This window comes from Amycolatopsis sp. VS8301801F10 (genome assembly GCF_046195355.1).
GTDB lineage: Bacteria > Actinomycetota > Actinomycetes > Mycobacteriales > Pseudonocardiaceae > Amycolatopsis.
Genome location: NZ_CP176065.1, coordinates 2,466,033 through 2,486,865 on the forward strand (window position 1 = coordinate 2,466,033; position 20,833 = coordinate 2,486,865).

At 69.7% G+C, this 20,833-nt stretch carries 20 protein-coding genes; 10 read left to right on the forward strand and 10 right to left on the reverse strand.

Annotation, left to right across the window (positions count from 1 at the left end; all coding sequences use genetic code 11):
- Window positions 1-17 precede the first annotated feature (17 nt).
- The 4 genes from F9C11_RS12020 to F9C11_RS12035 form a co-directional block, all read right to left on the reverse strand.
- Complete coding sequence (locus F9C11_RS12020) at window positions 18-587, reverse strand: TetR/AcrR family transcriptional regulator (RefSeq protein WP_409184936.1); 570 nt, start codon at window positions 585-587, stop codon at window positions 18-20.
- Entirely contained in the window at window positions 584-1,369 is a 786-nt protein-coding gene (locus tag F9C11_RS12025) for an SGNH/GDSL hydrolase family protein (protein ID WP_409184937.1), read from the reverse strand. The genes F9C11_RS12020 and F9C11_RS12025 overlap by 4 nt, the downstream gene beginning before the upstream one ends.
- A 161-nt stretch (window positions 1,370-1,530) precedes the next feature.
- Window positions 1,531-1,938, reverse strand: a complete 408-nt coding sequence (locus tag F9C11_RS12030) for a hypothetical protein (RefSeq protein WP_409184938.1) — start codon at window positions 1,936-1,938, stop codon at window positions 1,531-1,533.
- A 10-nt stretch (window positions 1,939-1,948) separates the two neighbouring features.
- Complete coding sequence (locus tag F9C11_RS12035; RefSeq protein WP_409184939.1) at window positions 1,949-2,389, reverse strand: MarR family winged helix-turn-helix transcriptional regulator; 441 nt, start codon at window positions 2,387-2,389, stop codon at window positions 1,949-1,951.
- A gap of 167 nt (window positions 2,390-2,556) precedes the next feature.
- Here F9C11_RS12035 and F9C11_RS12040 point away from each other — a divergent pair, with 167 nt between their 5' ends.
- Genes F9C11_RS12040 through F9C11_RS12050 form a run of 3 tightly spaced genes read left to right on the forward strand, consistent with a single transcriptional unit; the run spans window position 2,557 to window position 5,182 of the window.
- Window positions 2,557-3,327, forward strand: coding sequence for a class I SAM-dependent DNA methyltransferase (locus F9C11_RS12040; RefSeq protein ID WP_409186884.1), 771 nt, complete (start codon window positions 2,557-2,559; stop codon window positions 3,325-3,327).
- A gap of 48 nt (window positions 3,328-3,375) precedes the next feature.
- A complete protein-coding gene (locus F9C11_RS12045; RefSeq protein ID WP_409184940.1) occupies window positions 3,376-4,245 on the forward strand; it encodes a YwqG family protein in 870 nt (289 codons plus the stop codon).
- A 25-nt stretch (window positions 4,246-4,270) separates the two neighbouring features.
- Window positions 4,271-5,182: an NAD-dependent epimerase/dehydratase family protein gene (locus F9C11_RS12050; protein WP_409184941.1), complete on the forward strand. Its 912-nt coding sequence runs from the start codon at window positions 4,271-4,273 to the stop codon at window positions 5,180-5,182.
- A gap of 3 nt (window positions 5,183-5,185) precedes the next feature.
- On the opposite strand, the gene F9C11_RS12055 is transcribed toward F9C11_RS12050, so the two are convergent.
- Window positions 5,186-6,664 (reverse strand): GAF domain-containing protein, encoded by a 1,479-nt coding sequence (locus tag F9C11_RS12055; protein WP_409184942.1) that lies wholly within the window; start codon window positions 6,662-6,664, stop codon window positions 5,186-5,188.
- Window positions 6,665-6,764: 100 nt separating this feature from the next.
- Between F9C11_RS12055 and adh the strand changes: the two genes are divergently transcribed.
- From adh to F9C11_RS12075, 4 genes are all read left to right on the forward strand, one after another.
- Window positions 6,765-8,288: an aldehyde dehydrogenase gene (adh, locus tag F9C11_RS12060; RefSeq protein ID WP_409184943.1), complete on the forward strand. Its 1,524-nt coding sequence runs from the start codon at window positions 6,765-6,767 to the stop codon at window positions 8,286-8,288.
- Entirely contained in the window at window positions 8,288-8,659 is a 372-nt protein-coding gene (locus F9C11_RS12065) for a DUF779 domain-containing protein (protein ID WP_409184944.1), read from the forward strand. Before adh ends, F9C11_RS12065 begins: the two co-directional genes overlap by 1 nt.
- Before the next feature lie 93 nt (window positions 8,660-8,752).
- A complete protein-coding gene (locus tag F9C11_RS12070) occupies window positions 8,753-9,274 on the forward strand; it encodes a hypothetical protein (protein ID WP_409184945.1) in 522 nt (173 codons plus the stop codon).
- 26 nt (window positions 9,275-9,300) lie between these two features.
- Window positions 9,301-9,990: an MOSC domain-containing protein gene (locus F9C11_RS12075; protein WP_409184946.1), complete on the forward strand. Its 690-nt coding sequence runs from the start codon at window positions 9,301-9,303 to the stop codon at window positions 9,988-9,990.
- On the opposite strand, the gene F9C11_RS12080 is transcribed toward F9C11_RS12075, so the two are convergent.
- Together F9C11_RS12080 and F9C11_RS12085 are read right to left on the reverse strand one after the other, a co-directional pair.
- A complete protein-coding gene (locus F9C11_RS12080; protein ID WP_409184947.1) occupies window positions 9,967-11,541 on the reverse strand; it encodes a beta-N-acetylhexosaminidase in 1,575 nt (524 codons plus the stop codon). The genes F9C11_RS12075 and F9C11_RS12080 overlap by 24 nt on opposite strands.
- 118 nt (window positions 11,542-11,659) lie before the next feature.
- Window positions 11,660-13,534 carry a propionyl-CoA synthetase gene (locus tag F9C11_RS12085; RefSeq protein ID WP_409184948.1) on the reverse strand — a complete coding sequence of 625 codons (1,875 nt, stop codon included), beginning with the start codon at window positions 13,532-13,534 and terminating at the stop codon, window positions 11,660-11,662.
- 217 nt (window positions 13,535-13,751) lie between these two features.
- On the opposite strand from F9C11_RS12085, the gene F9C11_RS12090 reads away from it, so the two are divergent.
- Window positions 13,752-15,473 (forward strand): serine/threonine-protein kinase, encoded by a 1,722-nt coding sequence (locus tag F9C11_RS12090; RefSeq protein WP_409184949.1) that lies wholly within the window; start codon window positions 13,752-13,754, stop codon window positions 15,471-15,473.
- Window positions 15,474-15,514: 41 nt separating this feature from the next.
- Here F9C11_RS12090 and F9C11_RS12095 read toward each other — a convergent pair whose 3' ends face one another.
- Window positions 15,515-16,084: a class I SAM-dependent methyltransferase gene (locus F9C11_RS12095; RefSeq protein WP_409184950.1), complete on the reverse strand. Its 570-nt coding sequence runs from the start codon at window positions 16,082-16,084 to the stop codon at window positions 15,515-15,517.
- 55 nt (window positions 16,085-16,139) lie between these two features.
- Here F9C11_RS12095 and F9C11_RS12100 point away from each other — a divergent pair, with 55 nt between their 5' ends.
- The gene (locus tag F9C11_RS12100; protein ID WP_409184951.1) at window positions 16,140-16,919 is read left to right on the forward strand and encodes an AraC family transcriptional regulator; all 780 of its coding nucleotides are present in this window, start codon (window positions 16,140-16,142) and stop codon (window positions 16,917-16,919) included.
- Window positions 16,920-17,234: 315 nt separating this feature from the next.
- Here the strand turns inward: F9C11_RS12100 and F9C11_RS12105 are convergent, their stop codons facing one another.
- Window positions 17,235-18,803, reverse strand: a complete 1,569-nt coding sequence (locus F9C11_RS12105; protein WP_409184952.1) for a dolichyl-phosphate-mannose--protein mannosyltransferase — start codon at window positions 18,801-18,803, stop codon at window positions 17,235-17,237.
- A gap of 54 nt (window positions 18,804-18,857) precedes the next feature.
- Between F9C11_RS12105 and rsmI the strand changes: the two genes are divergently transcribed.
- Window positions 18,858-19,697, forward strand: a complete 840-nt coding sequence (gene rsmI, locus F9C11_RS12110) for a 16S rRNA (cytidine(1402)-2'-O)-methyltransferase (RefSeq protein ID WP_409184953.1) — start codon at window positions 18,858-18,860, stop codon at window positions 19,695-19,697.
- Between the two features lies 1 nt (window position 19,698).
- Here rsmI and F9C11_RS12115 read toward each other — a convergent pair whose 3' ends face one another.
- On the reverse strand, window positions 19,699-20,826 hold the full coding sequence (locus F9C11_RS12115) for a hypothetical protein (RefSeq protein WP_409184954.1): 1,128 nt from the start codon (window positions 20,824-20,826) through the stop codon (window positions 19,699-19,701).
- Window positions 20,827-20,833: the final 7 nt, after the last annotated feature.

Sequence of the window (20,833 nt, forward strand, 5' to 3'; positions counted from 1 at the left end):
GGGCTCTCCGCTGAGCTTCACCCCAGATACGCGTCGAGCGTCACTGCCAACGCCGATTCCGGCGAAGGCGCGAAGCTGGCTCCGGCCAGTCCGCCCCACAGCCACAGCTGCGCGAGACCGTGCAACGCGGCCCACAGCGACGCTGCGACCAACCGTGGATCTGTACCCGGCCGCAGTCGGTCGTCGTCCGCTTCGGCGCGGTCGAGCCGCACTAACTCGGCGAAGGTGTCGAAGACGGCACTGCTGGCCGCGACCAGCCCTGGCTCTTCCGGGTCGATGAGGTCGCGACGGAACATCAGCTCGAACATGGCGGGATTGGCGACCGCGAAGTCGACGTACGCGTGACAGGCCGCCGTGACGCGCTCGCGTGGGGTGCCGTCGGGCAACTGTGCGCCGCGGTCGAGCAGCTGTGTGAAGCCAAGCGTCGCGACGGCCGACAGCAGCTCCGCGCGGCCCGAGAAGTGGCGAAGCGGCGCACCGTGCGACACGCCAGCCGCCTTCGCGATGCCGCGCAACGTCACGGCCTCGACGCCGGAGCCGACGAGCAGGTCTGCCGCAGTGCGGATCAACCGCTGTCGCGCGCTCATACCTGAGCTTCGGAGAAGGCCACCGGCAGCAGCTCCGGGCGCTTCGGCAGGAAGCCGTCGCCGGGGGAGCGTCCGGTGAGGCGGTTGCGCAGCCGGGTAATCCCGACCGGCAGCACTTCCTGCCACAGCCAGCGCAGGTCAGCGAGCGCACTGCCCGGGGCCGGAGCGCCGGGCAGCGGCTGCAGCCAACTGCCGTCGTGCGCGACGCCGAGCCGGTCGAGCACATGGCCGGCGACACGCAAGTGCCCGGCCTGCGACAGGTGCAGCCGATCTGGCCCGAAGTACCGCGAATCGTGCGCGGCCTGATCCGGCCAGAGGTCGACGAGCTTCGCGCCGTAGCTGACCGAAGCCTCGCGGATAGCGTCGTTGAGCGCGGTGACCCGCGGCCGCATCCGCCCGCCCAGCGGCATGCGATGCGCGATGTCGCTCAAGGTGAAGGTGACCACGGTCGGCGCGATTTGCGTGCACCGCCGGATCGCGGTGTCGACGCGACGCGCGACCGTGCGGGCGTCCCAGCCGCGGCTCATCACGTCGTTGCCGCCGCCGAAAAGCGCGATCAGGTCGGGTCCGTGCCGCTCGGCGGCGGGCAGCTGCTCCGCGGTGATCTGGTCGAGCCGCCGTCCGCGAACGGCCAGATTGGCGTAACGGAACGCGGTCTCGTCGCGCGCGAGCCGCCCGGCGACGTAGTCCGCCCAGCCGCGGTACTGGCTGTGATCCGGGTAGGGATCGTCCAGCCCCTCCGCGCAGCTGTCGCCGACGGCGACGAACGTGTGGAAACCCATTCCGCTCTCCGTAACCCCTGGTTCATCTTGTAGACACTGTCTATCAAAGTAAGTAGACGGTGTCTACCTCGGGGTGCGTGAGCGCCGGAGAGAATGCCGCGGCGCTGCTTATGCCCGGTCGCCGACGCCTTCCTCCACACGGCGGGACAAGGGGAATTCGCCTACAGCGCCACGGGCGTCGCCGAACGCTCGGTGATCAGCTCGAGCACTCGCGTCACGACGGCCAGGTCCCGCTCGTCGATCCCGTCGAGCAACAGGGCGGACGAACGCGCGTTGGCGGCGTTGAGCTGGGCGTTGAGTGCTTCGCCCTTCGTCGTCGCGGAGATCGATCTGTCGATCAGCCCGGCCGCGGCGAGCTTTTCCAGCGCCGCCGACACCTGCGCTTCGTCGATCACGTTGGGCGTCACGACGGCGGCCGCCACTTCCTCCGGCGTCGCCGATCCGGCCGCGACGGCCCGCAGGGCGAGCGACTCCGCGAAACTGAGCCCTGCCTGGCCGAGGATGGTGTCCCGCCGCGCGGTCAAAGCGGCGGCGGCGATCACGACGGTACGAGCGTTGAACGCGGTCATTGCTGATTCCTTACCGTGAGGGGTTTTCGCCAAGGAGGGCGAGCAGGGTTTCCCGGAACTCCTTGGCCTGCTTGCCTTTCGGCCCGCCGATGCCGGCGGTCTGCTCGGCCATGAGCGGTTGCACGATCGCGATGGCCTCGGCGACGGTCTTCCGGCCGCGGTCGGTCAGCACGAGCCGGACGGCCCGCGGATCGTCCGGATGCACCGGCCGCTCGATGAGTTTCGCGTTCTCCAGTGCCCTGGCCAGTTTCGAGACGTAGATCGGCTCCAGGCCGGTGTGGTCCGCGAGCTGGCGCTGACTCGGCTCCGGGCCGCGCGCCGACAAACCGCTGAGGGACGCCAGCACCACGTACTGCGCGTGCGTCAGGCCCAGCGGGGCCAGCGCCCGGTCGACGGAGGACCGCCATTTCATCGACAGCCGCCAGACGAGATACCCCAGCGTTGGTTCCATGTAGATACTGTAAATGGAAACTATAGCCATGGCTACTATCTGGCGAAGGATCCCTGGAGCTTGGCGAAGTGCAGCTAGGCGCACGGGACAACCGCGCTGGCCGAGGTGCTCGTCGGCGGCGAAAACAGGATGCTGAGCGCATGGCCGCGGGTGTAGCGTCGGCCACCATGACCGGTTCGGCGAACGCGGGAGACGACCCGGCGGACGGCTGGTTCCCGGAGAGCGTGGCCGCGGGCTACGACGACCCAGGCGGTGCGAACGCGCCCGAGATCGTGACGCCCGCGGTGGACGTCCTCGAAGACCTGGCCGACGGCCCGGTGCTCGAGTTCGCCGTCGGAACCGGGCGGATCGCCGCGCCGCTGGCCGCTCGCGGGGTGCCGGTGAGCGGCATCGAGCTGAGCCGGGCGATGGCGGCGCGGATCGCCGGCAAGCCGGGCGGCGACGCGGTGGAAGTCGTGCTCGGCGACATGACGACGACTCGGCTGGCCGGGCAGTTTTCCTTGGTCTATCTGGTGTTCAACACGATCAGCAACGTGACCACGCAGGAGGGGCAGGTCGACGTCTTCCGCAACGCGGCCGCGCATCTGCGGCCGGGCGGGTTGTTCCTCGTCGAGCTGGGCGTGCCGGACCTGCGACGCCTTCCTCCGGGGCAGGACACCGTCCCGTTCGCGGTGGAGCCCGGCGGCGGCTACGTCGGGTTCGACCAGTACGACGTGGTCACGCAGCGGTTCACGTCGAACCACGTCACCGTGTCGCCGGACGGGACCGGGCGATTCCGCCGGATTCCCTTCCGGTACGCCTGGCCGGCCGAGCTGGACCTCATGGCGCGCATCGCCGGGATGAGCCTGAAATACCGCTGGGCGGACTGGAACCGCTCGGAATTCACCGCGGACAGCACCAAAGACGTGTCGGTCTGGGAGAAAGACCCGAACAGGTGACGGTGCCGCACGGGCGTTTTTGTCGGTGCCCTGCGCCACCATGGCAGCGTGACGGCATGGAGAGATCGACTCAGCACTCTTGCACAGGACCGGCTGCCCGCTGAGGCGGCGGCGAAATGGATCGAGCTGTTCCAACCCGGGATCCGGCTCGTTTCCCAGGGCACGGGTCCGCGCGTCGGGCAGCTCGGCGGTAATCCGGCGCTGCCGGAAGCGAAGGAATGGCCGGTGTGGGCGGACCGAGGACCGCTCACGTTCGTCGCGGCGGTGGACTGCGCGACGCTGCCGCGCGAGTTCGTGACCATCCCGCTGCCGGAGGCGGGCACGCTGTTGTTCTTCTGCTTCGACGGACGCTTCGCCTCCGCGGACGACGAAGACCACTTGCGCCGGGATGCCGACGGCTATCGAGTGCTCTTCGTACCAGCGGGCACCCCGGTCGCCGAACGAACGCCCCCGTCCGGTCTTGAGCCGTACCCGCGCCGGGACGTTTTCGCGGAGATCGCGGCCACCGCCCCGGAGCGGGAGCACCTCCTGCTGGACCGCACCACGGTCGCGAGCGGAGCGTCCTTGGCCGAAGCGGTCAAGGATGTCCTTGGTCCTTGGCGGTCCGGCACCGATGTGTTCGGCGAGATGACTTGGGAAATCAACCAGGGCTCGCCACGCCATCAGGTCGGCGGCCTCGCCGCGCCGGTCCAGGGTGCGGTGGAGAACGAGGTCGCGGCGGCGGTGCTGGAGGACGGATGGGACGATCCGCGGCTCAAGGAAGAAGCGGCCCGCTGGGTGCTGCTCGCCCAGTTCGACAGTGCCGAAGAAACCGACATGAGGTGGGGTGACGCCGGGATGTTGTACTGGCTGATCCGGACCGACGATCTGCGGGCAGGCCGGTTCGACGCGGCCCGCTGCCTGATGCAGTGCGGCTGACGACAAGCCCGAATGGATGGGACCGATGAAGATCTTGGTGGTGGGCGGCAGCGGTCTGCTGGGCCAGCACGTGCTCGACGAGCTGCGGAACCGCGGGCACGAGGCCACGGCGGTCGCGCGTACCGCACGTGCGGGAGTCGACCGGATGCTCGACGTCTCGACGGCTTCGCACGCCGAACTGCGCGAAGCGCTCGAGGGACACGACGGTGTCGTCTTCGCGGGTGGCATGGACGACCGTGCGGTCGGACGTGGACCGGTGGAGCCTCGGCTGCGCGCGGGCAACGTCGCACCTGTCGCCGCGTTGTTGCGCGCGGCGCGCGAAGCAGGCTGTACGCGCGCGGCGGTGCTTGGGTCGTACTACACGTACTTCGACCGCGTACACCCTGAGTGGGGGTTGGCCGCGAAGCATCCGTACGTGCGTAGCCGGCTGGAGCAGGCCCGCGTCGCGCGCGAAACGGCGGGGCCCGGGTTGCCGGTGGCGGTGATCGAGGTGCCGTTTGTCTTTGGCGTCGCGGAGGATCGGGTGCCACAGTGGTCGGTGCCGATCGTGAAGTGGGTCCGTTCTGACTCGCCGCTCTTCGCGCCACCCGGCGGGACTGCGGCGACGAGTGCGCGCGGGGTCGGCGTCGCGACGGTGGATGCGCTGGAGCAGGCTTCGGGCGCGGACATCCCGGTGGCGGAGGAAAACCTGCAGTGGACGGACATGTTCGCCCGGCTGGCGGCAGCAGCAGGACGACCGCGCCGAGTGCGGCCGATGCCGTCCTGGCTGGTGCGCGGCGCGTTCAAGCTCGGCGGATTCCTCAACGGGCTGAGCGGGAAACAGCCGGGGCTGACGGTGCAGCACATGGACGAGTTGTTGCTGCGGGAGTTGTATCTGGAGCTGAACTACCCGGCTCCGGTGGACGAGGCGATCCGGGAGACCGCTGTGGCACGGTAAGAATCAGCCCAGCCGGGCCCGGTGCGTGCGTACCGCCGCCAATCGTGGGTCCGAAGGCGAGAGTACCTCGCACAACGCGTCCAGAATCGCCACATCGTCGGCACCGCAGGAGGTTTCCCAGAAAGCCCACAACGTATCCGCGTCCCGGCTGTTCAACGCCAGCTGCCGGACCTGCGCGCTGATCGACTCCCGTTCCTCCAGGATCGCGGGCGATTCCGACTCCGCGAGCAGCGGACCCTGGAACGAGCGGACCGCCGCGGCGGCGTCTCCGGCTCGCAGGGCGGCCTTGGTGCGCAGGAAATCCGCGTCCACGATGGCGGCGAGGCGGTACGGACGCGTCTGCAACACCCCGGTGCCGAGCTGGGTGCGCAGTCGGTGGATCTCGGCGCGCACGGTCACCGGGTTGCCGGACTCGCCATACAGCTGCAACGCCAGCTTCTCCGCCGACAAACCGCGCGGCTGCAGTGCAAGCAGGGTCAGCAATTCGGCGTGCCGCAAGGTGAACGGCACGTCTCGACCGTCCACTGTGGTCGATCCGGGACCGTCGGTGAGGTATTCGAGGGACAACCGCCGCCGGGGTGCGGAGCCGGACGTGGCGATCCGCAGCAGGTAGCCCTCGTCGAGCGGGTCGACGGTGGCGATCCGGCCGTCCGGCAGCGTCACGGTGCCGCCGCCCTTGCGTACCTCCACAGTGGACGGAAGGGTGCACGCTTCGGCGGCCAGCACCCGGCCGCCCGCTGAAAGGAGCGCGCCGGGGCGGCCGCGCAGTGCCGCCAGGTGCGGCATGTTCGCCCGCCGCAGCTTCTCGTCGCGGACCGCCAGCTGGGCCCGCAGCCGTCCCTCGGCGAGCTGTGCGGTGGCGGTGACCAGCGACAACATCGCCGGATGCACCGTCCGAAGCGGACCGCTGACGTCGATCGAACCCAGCAGCGCACCGGTGTCCGGGTCGCGCACGGGGGCCGCCGCGCAGGTCCACGTGTGGTAGCGGCGCACGAGGTGTTCGGCGGAGTAGATCTGCACCGGCTTCCCGGTCGCGAGCGTCGTGCCCATCGCGTTCGTGCCGATCGCCTCTTCGCTCCACCGCGTGCCCTCGGTGAGCGCGACCCGGTCCGCGCGCAGCAGCACGCCGGTCGCGCCCTCGCGCCACAGGATGAGCCCGTTCGCGTCGGTCACGATCATCATGTGCTCGGCGTCGTCGGCGATGCTCACCAGCATCTCGCGCAACAACGGCAGCACCGGGGCCAGCGGATGTTCCGCGCGCAGTTCGGTGAGCTCGTCCGGCTCGCAGATCAGCGGGGCCTCGCCGGCGTCCGGGTCGACGTGGGCGGCCAGCGAGCGCTCCCACGACGCCGACACCACCGAGCGCGGCGAACGCGGCGCGGTGGCCCCGGACAGCACGGCCTCGCGGACATGCCGGAGCAGCTGCGCGTACGACTCCGGATCGCGCAGCAGGTCGGGTTCGGGCGGCTCTGCCACGTGCACGAGAGTAGAGACCCTGGTCACAAGGCTGCAACGTCGGCGCAACGTTGCCCGGCCTACGGTCGCCGCCGACCGTCACCGACCAGCAACGAGGCAGGGCAAGATGGCCGTATACGCCGCACCGAACACCGACGGCTCCGTCGTCGACTACGAGACCCGCTACGACCACTACATCGGCGGCGAATACGTCGCGCCGGCCGGCGGGCAGTACTTCGAGAACCCGACGCCGGTGACCGGGAAGACCTTCACCGAGATCGCCCGCGGCACGGCGGCCGACATCGACCGGGCGCTCGACGCGGCCGAGGGCGCCGCGCCCGCGTGGGGCCGCACCTCGCCCGAGGAGCGCGCGAACATCCTGCTCAAGATCGCCGACCGGATGGAGCAGAACCTCGAGAAGATCGCGGTCGCCGAGTCCTGGGAGAACGGCAAACCGGTCCGCGAGACCCTCGCCGCGGACATCCCGCTCGCGATCGACCACTTCCGCTACTTCGCCGGCGCGCTGCGCGCCCAGGAGGGCGGCATTTCGCAGATCGACGACAACACTGTCGCCTACCACTTCCACGAGCCGCTCGGCGTCGTCGGCCAGATCATCCCGTGGAACTTCCCGCTGCTGATGGCGGTCTGGAAACTCGCCCCCGCGCTGGCCGCGGGCAACGCGATCGTGCTCAAGCCCGCCGAGCAGACCCCGGCGTCGATCCACCTGCTGCTGTCGATCATCGGCGACCTGATCCCGCCGGGCGTGCTGAACGTCGTCAACGGCTTCGGTGTCGAGGCGGGCAAACCGCTCGCGTCGAGCAACCGCGTGCGCAAGGTCGCGTTCACCGGCGAGACCACCACCGGACGGCTGATTCTCCAGTACGCCAGCGAAAACATCATCCCGGTCACCGTCGAACTGGGCGGCAAGAGCCCGAACATCTTCTTCGACGACGTCGCCGCGGCCAACGACGCGTTCTACGACAAGGCGCAGGAGGGTTTCGCGCTCTTCGCGCTGAACCAGGGCGAGGTCTGCACCTGCCCGTCGCGCGCGCTGATCCAGTCCGGCATCTACGACCGGTTCCTCGGCGACGCGGTCGAGCGCGTGAAGAAGATCAAGCAGGGCAACCCGCTCGACACCGAGACCATGATCGGCGCGCAGGCCTCGAACGACCAGCTCGAGAAAATCCTGTCCTACATCGACATCGGCAAGCAGGAGGGCGCGAAGGTGCTCACCGGCGGCGAGCAGTCCGACCTCGGCGGCGACTTGTCCGGCGGCTACTACGTGCAGCCGACGGTCTTCGAGGGCGACAACAAGATGCGCATCTTCCAGGAGGAGATCTTCGGCCCGGTGGTGTCGGTGGCGAAGTTCGACGACTACGACGACGCGCTCAAGATCGCCAACGACACCCTGTACGGCCTCGGCGCCGGCGTCTGGTCGCGCGACGGCAACACCGCCTACCGCGCGGGCCGCGACATCCAGGCCGGCCGGGTGTGGGTGAACAACTACCACGCCTACCCGGCGCACGCGGCCTTCGGCGGCTACAAGGCGTCCGGAATCGGCCGCGAGAACCACAAGATGATGCTGGACCACTACCAGCAGACGAAGAACATGCTGGTCTCCTACTCCGACCAGGCGCTGGGCTTCTTCTGATGGGCGAACGGGTCGCACTGACGCCAGCCGCCGCCGACCTGCTGCGGCGGCTGGTGTCCGTCCACGGACCGGTGATGTTCCACCAGTCCGGCGGATGCTGCGACGGCAGCGCCCCGATGTGCTACCCGACCGGCGAATTCCGGGTCGGTTCCCGCGACGTGCACCTGGGCGACCTGACGGTGGCCGGAATCGACGCGGTGCCGGTGTGGATGTCCGGGCCGCAGTTCGAGTATTGGAAGCACACGCACCTGACGATCGACGTGGTGCCGGGGCGGGGGAGCGGGTTCTCGCTGGAGGCACCGGAGGGGGTGCGGTTTCTGATCCGGTCCCGGTTGTTCAGCGACGAGGAGTCGGCTGAGCTGAACGGGTAAAGCGGTTGATCGCGGTGCCCCAGTGGGTGTTTCCTGCTCACCGGGGCACCGTCGGTTGTCGGCGCGGGCCATGCCGACGGCGGAGGGAAACCGATGGGTTCGAGGCTGTCCGCGGTGGTTGCCGCGCTCGGTGCCGCAGCACTGGTGGCTGGATGCAGCGGCCCGCCGGACCCGCGAGCGTACCCGGGCAGTGAGGGCGGCGTCAGCTGGGAAGAAGCTTCGGCCAGGTTCCAGATGACGCTGCCGTCCTGTCCGGTCAAGGATTTCCACTTCGACGTCCAGCCTCGGCTCACCGAACGGCTGGCCTTCGCGTTCGTCGCGCCGAAGTCCTGTGTGGACGATTTCCTGAAACGGTACGGCGATGACCCGGCGAAGCCGACCCGCACGTGGCCGGTCAGCGATCCTCAGCCGCCGTATGACGAGCCGCGGCCGCCGTTCGACGCGGACGAGATGCGGCAGTTCGGCTGGACTTACGATCCCAAGGCGAAGGCCGACCTCTACACCCACCTTGAGACCCCGTCCCACGCGACCTTCTTGGCGTTCGTGAAACCCGGCACCGAGGAGACGGTCTACGTGCGGAGCCGTACCTCCGGCTTCCCCGAGCCGTCCAAATAGTCAGAGTCACTTGCTAGGTTCATCCCATGCTGTCGCTGAAAGACGTCTACGTGGGCGAACCGACCGTCCTCGGCCACCAGCGGGACAAGCCCGTTCTGAGTGCCATTCGCAAGACCCGGGTCGACGCGCCGGAGCTCAAGCTGTCCGAACTCAACCTCGCCGGTGACCGCCAGGCCGACCTTTCGGTGCACGGCGGTCCGGACAAAGCCGTCTACGTCTACCCGATCGAGCACTATCCGGTGTGGACCGCGGAAGGCTACTCCGTGGCGCACGGCGACTTCGGCGAAAACCTCTCCGTGTACGGCGCGCTCGAGAGCGACGTGCGGATCGGCGACATCTGGGCCTGGGGCGACGCGCTCGTGCAGGTCGCCCAGCCGCGGCATCCGTGTTTCAAGCTCGCGATGCGGACCGGTCGCAAGGACGTCGTTCCCGCGATGATCAGCACTCAGCGGTGCGGCTGGTACCTGCGCGTGCTGCGGCCGGGCACGGTCCCGACGGCCGGGACGCTCGACCTCGTGGAGCGGGCCGAGGGGCCGACCGTCGCGGAGACGTTTCTCGTCGCGTCCGCGAATTACGCGCAGGCGCCCGAACTGCGGCGGATGCTGGAGCTGGCTGAGCGGGTGCTGTCGACGGAAGCCTTGCCGGAGAGCTATCGCGACGGGATCAAGTCCAAAGTGGACCGGGCGAAGGGGTTACTTCCAGTCGACCTGCGGTGAGCGGTAGAAGTCGATCCCCTGTGCCTCCCAGCGCGGCGCTTGCTTGGCGATTCGGGCGCGGTAGCCGTCCCAGGTCCGGGACGCTCGCGGCGACCAGCCGATTTCCGCGACGCCGGGCAGGCGCGGGAAGGCCATGTACTCGATGTCGTCGCTGGTCCGGATGGTTTCCGTCCACAGTGGAGCTTCGACCCCGGCCACGGACTTCTCGCCGACACCGGGAACGAGCGCCGCCGGGTCCCATTCGTAGGCGTCGCGGACCTCGACCAGACCGGCCCAATCCTGGCCCAGTTTCGTCGATTCCGTGTACTTCATGTCGAGGTAGGCGTGGTTCGCGGGCGACATGACGAACTTGTTCCCGCGTGCGGCCGCGGCCGCCAGGTCCGGGTTCGGGCCGCCCTGGTCCCAGTACTGCGGCACGGCTGATGCCGGCAACGGCGTCTTCGCGATCTCGTGCCAGCCAGTGACCAGCTTGCCGTACTTGGCGACCATCGGGGTCACCTTCTCGTAGAAGGCCTTGTAGTCCTCCGCGGACGTCGAATGCGCTTCGTCGCCACCGATCGCGATGTACTTGCCGGGCGTGATCGCGGCGAGTTCGCGGATCACGTCGTCCACGAATCGGTACGTCGTAGGCGAATCGATGCACAGCGAGCTGTAGCCGACCTCGATGTCGGTGCGCGGCGGAACGGCAACCCCGTCGCAGTTCAGCTCCGCGTACACCGATTGCGCCGCGTTCGTGTGCCCGGGCATGTCGATCTCCGGCACGACCGTCACGTGCCGGCTCGCGGCGTAGGCGACGATGTCGCGGTACTGCTCCTGCGTGTAGTACCCGCCCGGGTCGCCGTAGGCCGCGGTCTTGCCGCCCTCGGTGGCCAGCCTCGGCCAGCTCTTGATCTCGATGCGCCAGCCCTGGTCGTCGCTGAGGTGCAGGTGCAGCGTGTTGACCTTGTACTGGACGATCTGGTCGATGTACTTCTTCACCTGCGCGGGCGTGAAGAAATGCCGGGCGACGTCGAGCATCGCGCCGCGGTGGGCGAAGCGCGGGTAGTCGAGGACGCTGCCGCCCGCGATGGTCCACGTGCGGTGCTGCACGGTCTTCGCCTCGATCGCCGACGGCAGCAGCTGCCGCAGCGACTGGACGCCCGTGAACAGGCCGGCGGAAGTGTTGGCGCGCAGCCGGACGCCGTTCTTCGTGACGTCGAGCTGGTATCCCTCGTCGCCGACGCGCGGGTCGGCTTGGCCGAGGTCGAGCGAGATCGCGGACAGTCCCGGGCTCATCGGGACGACCGGCAGCGGGAAGCCGGTCGCGGGCCGCAGCAGGCCGCGCAGGTAGGAGGCGACCTCGCCGGTGCCGTGGCCGGCGCGGATCACCGTCAGCGGCGTGAGCCGGAAGGTGGCGTCCGCCTTCGCCACGGCGTGCACCGGCGCCGGAACGAGGTCGGTGACCTGCCGTTCGCTGGGCGCGGGACTCGCCGCGGCCGGCCCGGGCACTCCCACCGCGGCGAGCCCGAGCACGGTCACCCCAAGCACGGCCCTGGACAGGGTCTTCCTCACGGCATACCTCCGGTCGCGTCGCGGAGAAGGCGGACCTCAAGAGGTATAGACCACTACCGGGGCGCTGACAACGCCCGAAAGGGTCGGCTGTCCCCCGATGTCCCGTTCGCCGGGATGCTCAGGGCCGCAGGATCGCCCGCAGCGCGTCGAGCACCGCCGGGTCCTCGATCGTCGACGGAACCGCCTCGTCGCGCCCGTCCGCGATCCCGCGCATCGTCTTGCGGAGGATCTTCCCCGAACGCGTCTTCGGCAAAGCGGCGACCACGGAGACGTCCCGGAACGCCGCCACCGGCCCGATGTCCCGGCGAACCAGCGCGACCAGCTCGTCCCGCAGCTGGTCCTCGGGCAGGTCCACTCCGGACTTCAGCACCACGAACCCGCGCGGCACCTGGCCCTTCAGCTGGTCCGCGACCCCGATCACCGCGCATTCCGCGACCGCCGGATGCGACGCCAGCACGGCCTCCATCGAACCGGTCGACAGCCGGTGTCCGGCCACGTTGATCACGTCGTCGGTGCGGCCCATGACGAACAGGTAGCCGTCCTCGTCGAGGTAGCCCGAGTCGCCGGTCAGGTAGTAGCCGGGGTAGCGCGACAGGTACGCCTCGCGGTAGCGCTCGTCGTCGCCCCACAGCGTCGGCAGCGAACCCGGCGGCAGCGGAAGTTTCAGCGTGATCGCACCCTCGCGTCCGGCGGGCAGTTCCTCGCCCGCTTGGTCGAGGATGCGCACATCCCAGCCGGGCACCGGTTTCGTCGCCGACCCGGGTTTGACCGGCATCGGTTCGAGCCCGCGCGGGTTGGCCGCGATCGGCCAGCCGGTTTCGGTCTGCCACCAGTGGTCGACGACCGGCGTGCCGAGGATGTCGTGCGCCCAGTGATAGGTCTCCGGGTCGAGCCGCTCGCCCGCCAGGAACAGGGTGCGGAACCGGGACAGGTCGTACTTCTTGAGTTCGTCCGCGTCCGGGTCCACCTTCTTCACCGCGCGCAACGCCGTCGGCGCGGTGAACAGCGCCTGCACGCCGTGCTCGGAGATGACCCGCCAGAACGCCCCGGCGTCGGGTGTTCCGACGGGTTTTCCCTCGTACAGCACCGTTGTGGCCCCGACCAGCAGCGGCGCGTAGACGATGTACGAATGCCCGACGACCCAGCCGACGTCGGAAGCCGTCCACCACACGTCCCCGGCATGGACGTCGTACAGCGCGCCCATCGACCACGCCAGTGCGACCGCGTGCCCGCCCGCGTCGCGGACCACGCCCTTCGGCCGCCCGGTGGTGCCGGACGTGTAGAGGATGTACAGCGGGTCGGTCGCCTTCACCGGAACCGGATCCACCGGGTCCGCGTCGGCGACGAGTTCGTTCCAGTCGAGGTCGGAGCCGGACAACTTCGCGCGCGCCTGCTCGCGCTGGAACACCACGACGTGCTCCGGCTGGTGCTCGGTGGTCTCGAGGGCGGCGTCGATGATCGGCTTGTACTCGACGATCCGCGTCGGCTCGATCCCGCAGGACGCGGCCAGGATCAGCTTCGGCTTGGCGTCCTCGATCCGCGCGGCCAGCTCCTTCGGCGCGAACCCGCCGAACACCACCGAGTGCACCGCGCCGATCCGCGCGCAGGCGAGCATCGCGATGACCGCCTGCGGGATCATCGGCAGGTAAAGGATCACGCGATCGCCGCGGGTCACCCCGAGCGCCGAGAGCGCGCCGGCGAAGGTCGCGACCTCGTCCCGCAGCTCGGCGTAGGTGTAGCGGCGTTTGCGGCCGGTGACCGGCGAATCCCAGATCAGCGCGTCCTGCGCGCCGCGGCCGCCGTCGGCGTGCCGGTCGAGCGCGTTGTAGGAGGTGTTCAGCTCGCCGTCGGGATACCAGCGGTAGAACGGCGCGGCGGACGAGTCGAGCGCGCGAGTGGGCCGCCTCGTCCAGTCGATCGCCCGGGCCGCTTCGAGCCAGAAGTGCTCCGGGTCGTCCAGACTGCGCCGATACGTCTCGGTGTACGCGCCCACGAGGTCTCCTTTGACGTCAGACGGCCGAATCTGCCCTCATGATGGCCTTTCCCTCCGCGGAACGCAGGTCAGCGAGGTCGGGCGAGATCGATGCAGTGGATCACGATCCGGCCCCGACCCGGCAACCCCGCGGAGGCCGTGTGCGTCCTAAGCTGGACCGTGGGGATCGGCCGCGCAGCGGCACGAGGACAACACTGACAGTGAGGGGAACCAGCCGGTGAGCGGAATCGCGAGCGCGCTGCTCTCGCTCGCGCACACCTTGTTCGGCCCGGGCTTCTGTCCCGGCGACTGGGTGTGGGCGACGACCACAGCGGGTGCGCTCGTCGCGCTCTTCCCGGCGGCCGGGGCGCTGATCGTGGCGATCGTCCGCAAGGGGACCGGCAACCGGTACGACACGACCACGCTCACCGTGTTCGGGCTCATCGGCGTGGTCAGCGTGCTGGTGCTGCCGTGGCTGATGGCCTCGGGCATCTCGGAAACCTTCCGCGCGGCCAACGCGGGCAGCGCGAGCGGGCTGTCCGCCTCCGAGGCGTCCTCGCTGAGCACGAACTACTGCTCGTTCGTCGGCGTGCAGAAGACCTACCTCGGCGGCGGGTCGAACGTCTTCGAGACGCTCTTCTACCCGCGCGGCCTCAAGCTGTCCTACGCGCTGTACCTGCTGGCCTTCACCGTGCTGCCGGTCGGTTCGCTGCTGTTCGTGATGCTGCAGGCGCGCACCGCCTTCCGGCGCGGGCCGAAGTGGCCGTCGCGGTTCTTCTGGATTCCCTTCGTGGTCATGGCGGTCGCGACCGCGGGCATGTCGGCCAACACCGCCGTGCACTTCTGGCTCGGGTTCCTGCCGTTCAGCGTCCTGGGGCTGATCCCGGTCGCGCTGGTCGGCCCGCCGCCGTGGTCGGTGATCAACCGGCCGGAGCCGCGCCGCGACGAACCGCCCGCGGTGCCGCCGCCGTCCCGCCGCGAGCAGCTGCCGCCGCCTCCTCCGCCGCAGAACAAGCAGTACCCGGCCACCGCGCTGGCGTCCGCTCCGGAGCCGCCGCCCGCCGGGATGCTGGCCGCCGCGCCCGGCGCGATCCCGCCTCCGCCCGGTTCGCGCAACGCGGGCGGCAGCCGGTACCGGCGCGTCCGCCAGCTCGGGCACGGCGGGTTCGGCACGGTCTGGGAAGCCGTCGACACGCAGCTCAACCGCACCGTCGCGCTCAAGATCGCGCACGCGCCCGACCGCGACACCGAGGAGCGCATGCAGCGCGAGGCGCGGGCGCTGGCCGTGGTGAACCACCCCAACTGCGTCCGCGTGTACGACCTGGTCGAGGAGCCGGACGGACTCGCGCTCGTCATGGAGTACCTGCAGGGCCGCCCGCTCGCCGAGGTGGTCGACGCGCAGGGCCCGATCGACGACGTCGCCGCCGGACGGCTGTGGTCGACGATGGCGGGCGCGCTGGTCGCGGCGCATGAGCGGGGCGTGCTGCACCGCGACGTGAAGCCGTCCAACGTCATCCTCGACCCGGCGGGCATCGCGCACCTGATCGACTTCGGCATCGCCCGCAGCCAGGGCGATTCCAAGATGACCGCCACCGGGATGATGATCGGCACGCCCGATTTCGTCGCGCCGGAACAGGCGATGGGCTCCCCGGCGAGCCCGGCGTCGGACGCCTGGCAGCTCGCCGCCACGGTCAGCTACGCGCTGTCCGGCCAGCCGCCGCGCGGCACCCGCGAGACGCCGATGGCCGCGCTGATGGCCGCGGCGCGCGCCGATCCGGTCACGCACCTGCCGCAGCGTTCGGTGCACGCGCGGATCCTGGCGGCGTCGCTGGACCCGGAGCCGCGCCGGCGTCCGACGCTGAACTCGGTGCGCCGCGAGGTCGACGGCTGGCTGAGCCGGCAGGGCAAGGCGCTGGACGGGCCGGTCACCCAGATCGTGCCGCGCCGCTCTCCGCGTTGAGCCTCGTGAGTGCTGATCACGGTTCTAACCGGGATCAGCACTCACGACGGTTTCACCGCGGAAAACTCCAGCCGCCTCTTCGGCTCGCATTCCACCCGCACCTGCTCAAACCCCGCCGCCGCCAACCGCCCGGGCAGCGTGCTCGCGTCGAGGACGTTCATCGTGTCCCCGATGTGCAGCAACCGGAATCCGAAGCTGAGCTGGCTGTCCACGCCGCAGTAAGTGCCGCCGGGCCGCAGCACGCGGAACGCCTCCGCGAAGATCCGGTCCTGCAGTGCATCGGTCGGCACGTGGTGCAGCATCGAGAAGCACACGACCCCGGAGAACCGGTCGTCGGCGAAGGGCATTTCCGCGCCGCTGCCCTCCACGATGTCCGCGCGGTCGCCGTATTTCTCCCGCAACAGCCGGGTTGACGAGGGGTCGATCTCGATCGCGGTCAGCCGCGGCAAAGCGTCGACCAGGATCCGCGTGGTCGCTCCGAAGCCCGGCCCGATTTCCAGCACGTCGTCGCCAAGGTCGAAGCGGGCGAGCCAATCCGGCAGCACTCCGGCCACCATGGCGGCCCACTTCTCCGAGCTGCAGAGCTTGCGGTGCATCAGGTTCATCGGCATGGCCCCGACGCTAGGGACGAGCCGCACTGGCCGGTAGGCGATAGGCTGTCAACTCATGTCGCAGTACGGTCAAACCGGCGCGATGCTGCTCGGCGACCTCCCGATCGCGGCCGGCGCCTGGTTCCCCTGGCACGAACACCCGGCGCACCAGCTCGTCTGGGCCGCGCGCGGGGTCGCCGCGGTGATGGTCGGCGACGCGCAATGGGTGCTGCCGTCGACGCGCGCGCTCTGGATCCCGGTCGGCGTCCGGCATCGCACCGGCGCGGTCGGAAACGCCGAGCTGCGCGGGATCTACGCCCATCCGGACCAGTGCCCGGTCGACTGGCCGTCCCCGCGCATCGTCCTCGTCCGGCCGTTGCTGCGGGAACTGCTGGAGCACCTGTCCTCGGACGGCATCAGCGACGACGCCCGCCGCCGAGCCGAAGCGGTCGCGTTCGATCTCCTGGAGCCGATGGACGTGGCACCGATCGTCGTGCCCGCGCCCACCGACCCGAGAGCGAAGGACGTCGCCGACGCGGTGCTCGCCGACCCCGCCGACTCGCGCAGCCTGGCCGAACTGGGCCGGGAGGTCGGCGCGAGCGAGCGGACGCTGGCCCGCGCGTTCGCCCGCGACTGCCGGATGACGTTCGGCACCTGGCGCACGCAAGCCCGGCTGCGCGCGGCATTGCCGTTGCTGGCGCGGGGAATGCCGATGACGACCGTCGCGCACCGGGTCGGGTACACGACGGCCAGCGCGTTCGTCGCCGCCTTCCGCCGGGCGGTCGGGGTGCCGCCGGGTGCTTACTTCAGCGCCACGAAGGCAGCCACATTTCCGCCTGCCAATGGTCGTTCGTGACCTCCACCTGGATGATGTGGCGCGTTCGGCCACGCAGATCGCGCCGAGCCGGTCATGACGTGGACGCTGGACAGGATCACGCCGCGAGTTCGATCTGGAGATCGCTGTCGAGGAGCCTCCGGTACTGGGTTCCTGGTCTCAGCGATTCTGGGCGCGAGGTCGGGAAGCCGCCCGGTCCGAGTCCATGAAACAGCGGTTGGCCAAGGTCGAGCGCGCGCTCGAACTGGAAGCCTTGGGCAAGCGTCAGGCCGAGGTCGCACTGGAACCTCCGAACGAGGTCGGCTGACGCCTTTCCGTGCAGAAACTCCGCTTACTTCAGCGCCACGAAGGCAGCCACATTTCCGCCTGCCAATGGTCGTTCGTGATCGGGACCCCGTTGAGGATCGGCCACAGCCAGGCGAAGTTCGCCACCACCAGCCCGACGTAAAGCGACACGACGAGCAGCCCGGTGCCCCGGCGTTCGAAGCCGCGTTGAGCGCTGCCGAGGATTTGCCCGAGCGCCAGCACCAGGCCGAGCACCAGGAACGGGGCCATCGGAGTGGCGTAGAAGAAGTACATCTGCCGGTCGATGTTGGTGAACCAGGGCAGGTAGCCGGCGAAGTAGCCGGTCAGCACGGCGGCGTAGCGCCAGTCCGCGCGGAAGAACCAGCGCCACAGGCCCCAGCCGAGCATCGGCACGGCCAGCCACCACATCGCGGGCGTGCCGATCAGCATCGTCGCGCCGAGGCAGCGCGATTCGCCGCAGCCGGTGACGGTGCCGTCGTAGTAGTAGAGCATCGGCCGCAGGCCCATCGGCCACGTCCACGGCTTCGACTCCCACGGATGCGGATTGTCCTTGGGGGTCACCAGGGTTTCGTGGAAATGCAGCACGTTCGCGGTGTAGCTGCCGAGCGAACGCAGCGCGGGCGGGATCCAGCCGAACATGCCCGGGTCGAGGTTCTTGATCTCGGTGTAGTGCCGGTCGGTCGCGGTCTCGCTGGCGAACCACGCCCAGTACGCCGCCAGGTACATCAGCACCGGCACGACGAGGATCGCCCACAGCGCGGGCGCGACGTCTCGCCGGATCGTGCCGACCCACGGCCGCCGCACGCCCGCCGCGCGCCGGGCCGCGACGTCGAAGAACACGGTGAGCAGGCCGAACGCCGCGATGTAGTACAGCGCCGACCATTTGACGCCGAAGGTCAGGCCGATCATCAGCCCGGCCGCGAACCGCCACCAGCGGAAGCCGAGTTTCGGCCCCCACTGCGATTCGTTGACCCATCCCTCGCGCACCGCGACGGCCAGCCGCTGCCGCACCTGGTCGCGGTCGCAGAGCACGCAGGCGAACGCGGCGAGCACGAAGAACGCGATGAAGATGTCGAGCATCCCCATCCGCGACTGCAGGTGCAGCACGCCGTCGCAGATCACCAGGACGCCCGCGATGCCGCCGAGCAGCGTCGAGCGGGTCAGCCGGCGCGCGATGCGCACGGTGAGCAGCACGATCAGCGTGCCGGCCACCGCCGACATGAACCGCCAGCCCCAGCCGTTGTAGCCGAAGAGCCACTCGCCGAGCGCGATGAAGTCCTTGGCCAGCGGCGGGTGCACGATCAGCTCGTACCCGGCGTTGTCCTCGTACCCGCCGTTGCGCAGCATCTGCGCGGCCTGGGGCACGTAGTGCTTCTCGTCGAAGACGGGACTGTCGTGGTCAGTGGGAAAGCCCAGATTCTGCAGCCGGACGACGCCGCCGAGCACGGTCAGCACGATCGTGACGATCCAGCCGCGCAGCCGGTCGGCGGGCATGGCCCGGCCGAGCAGGGTGGCTTCGCGGTCGGTCGGAGGACGGCGCGCGTCGACCGGGTCCGGCCGCACGCTCTCGTCGTCGGCACGGGTCAGCAGCGCGGTCACGGGGCCCGATAGTACGGCCTGATCCACCGGTGGCGTCTGGTTAGGCTGACTGCCATGACTTCTGCGTCCGGACGGCTCGTCCTCGCCGCCACCCCGCTGGGCGACCCCGGCGACGCGTCCGCCCGGCTGATCGAGGCGCTGGGCTCGGCGGACGTGATCGCGGCCGAGGACACCCGGCGCCTGCGCGGGCTGGCTTCCGCGCTCGGCGTGTCGCCCGCCGGCCGGGTGGTCAGTTTCTACGAGGACGTCGAGACCGCCCGGCTGCCGAAGCTGCTGGAGGCGCTGCACGGCGGCGAGACGGTGCTGGTGGTGACCGATGCCGGGATGCCGAGCGTGTCCGATCCGGGCTTCCGTCTCGTGGCCGCCTGCGTCGAAGAGGACCTGCCGATCACCTGCCTTCCCGGACCTTCGGCGGTGACGACGGCGCTCGCGTTGTCCGGCTTGCCGTGCGACCGGTTCTGCTTCGAGGGCTTCGCACCGCGCAAACCCGGTGAGCGGACGAAGTGGTTCGCGGAGTTGGTGAACGAACGCCGGACTGTCGTGTTCTTCGAATCGCCGCACCGGATTGCTTCGCTGCTGTCGGACGCTGCCGCCGCGCTGGGCGGATCGCGGCGAGCCGCGGTATGCCGGGAGCTGACGAAGACGTACGAAGAGGTCAAACGCGGCACGCTCGCGGAGCTGGCGGAGTGGGCGGCGGAGGGGGTGCGCGGCGAGATCTCGGTGGTGCTGGAGGGCGCGGCGCCTCGGCAGGCATCGGTGTCGGAGCTGGTGCCGGAGGTAGCGGAGCGGGTGGCCTCGGGGGAGCGCTTGAAGACCGTGGCGGCCGAGGTGGCTGGGGCGGCGGGAGTGTCGACGAAGGAGCTTTACGCGGCGGTGCTCGCGGCTCGGAAGTGAGTCAGCGCCTGCGGGCGTTGAGTACGGCTTGCAGCTGCAGCCAGGTCGGGTCGCTCGGGGTCGCTTCGGTTACCTCGTCCAGATCGCCTGACCGCCAGGTGCGGACGCCGTCGGTCTGCACGAGGTGGTCGCGCGGCTCGGCGTCGTCGGGAATTTCCGTGGTGCTGGCAAGAAAGTCGGCGACGATCGCCGGATCCGCGGCTGCAGTGGGGACCGGCGCCAGCGCGAGTTCGCCGCCAGTGGCGACCAGGAGGTCTCCCGTGGAGGTGGTCGCCAACGCGGAAATCGCGGAGCCGAACAGTTCGTGCTCCACGGCTTGCCCGCGCTCGACGTCAAGCTCGATGAGCGATCCGGACGGCGTCCCGATCCACAGCTGCGCACCGAAGGCGAGGTTGTGCTGCGGCCAGCCTTGGACCGAGCCGCCCAGCGAGGTCGTCAGGACCCGGCACAGCGAGGGGAACTCGAACACCGCGACCATGTTTTCGTACGAGTTGCCGCGGACCGCCAGGTAACGCCCGGCGGAGCTGAAAACCGGAAGCCGGTAGCCGTCGACGTCCAGAATGAGCGCTCGGTCGAGAACCCGGAACCGCGTGCCCTCACGGGAGAAATAGACCGTGGTCGCGCCTTGGTCGCTCTGCAGCGTGGCGACCAGCCCGCCCGCCGGATGCCTGGCGACTCCGGTGTCCCAGAGCCAGCCGGAAGTCTTGGCCCCGGTGCCGAGGTCGATAACGTCTGAGTTGACGCACATCCCGAAAGGCCCCTCGGGCTCGCCCGGCGAGGCCCACAATGACTGGCCGTCGGGGCTGAACGCCAGGTAGCGGTAGCCGCCGATGCTCAGCTCGGAAGTGCCGTCCGGGCTCCAGCGCACGGTCTCGTTTCCGACGGACACGAGCAGCTCCGGTTGTTCCGGATGCCAGGCCAGAACGGGAACCTTCCGGCTCCAGGGGTATTCCTCGCCGTACTCCTCGGAATTCGTCCCCACGGCACCAATTTCCCGCAGATTCCGCGAGGCGTCGTAGATGTGCACCGCGGGCCGGTCCGGCTCGATCCCGGCTGCGAGAGGCAGATTCGGATGGCACACCAGCTGCTCGATCGGAGCTGTGGGGATTCTGGACTGAATGCGGGTCACCAAGGAA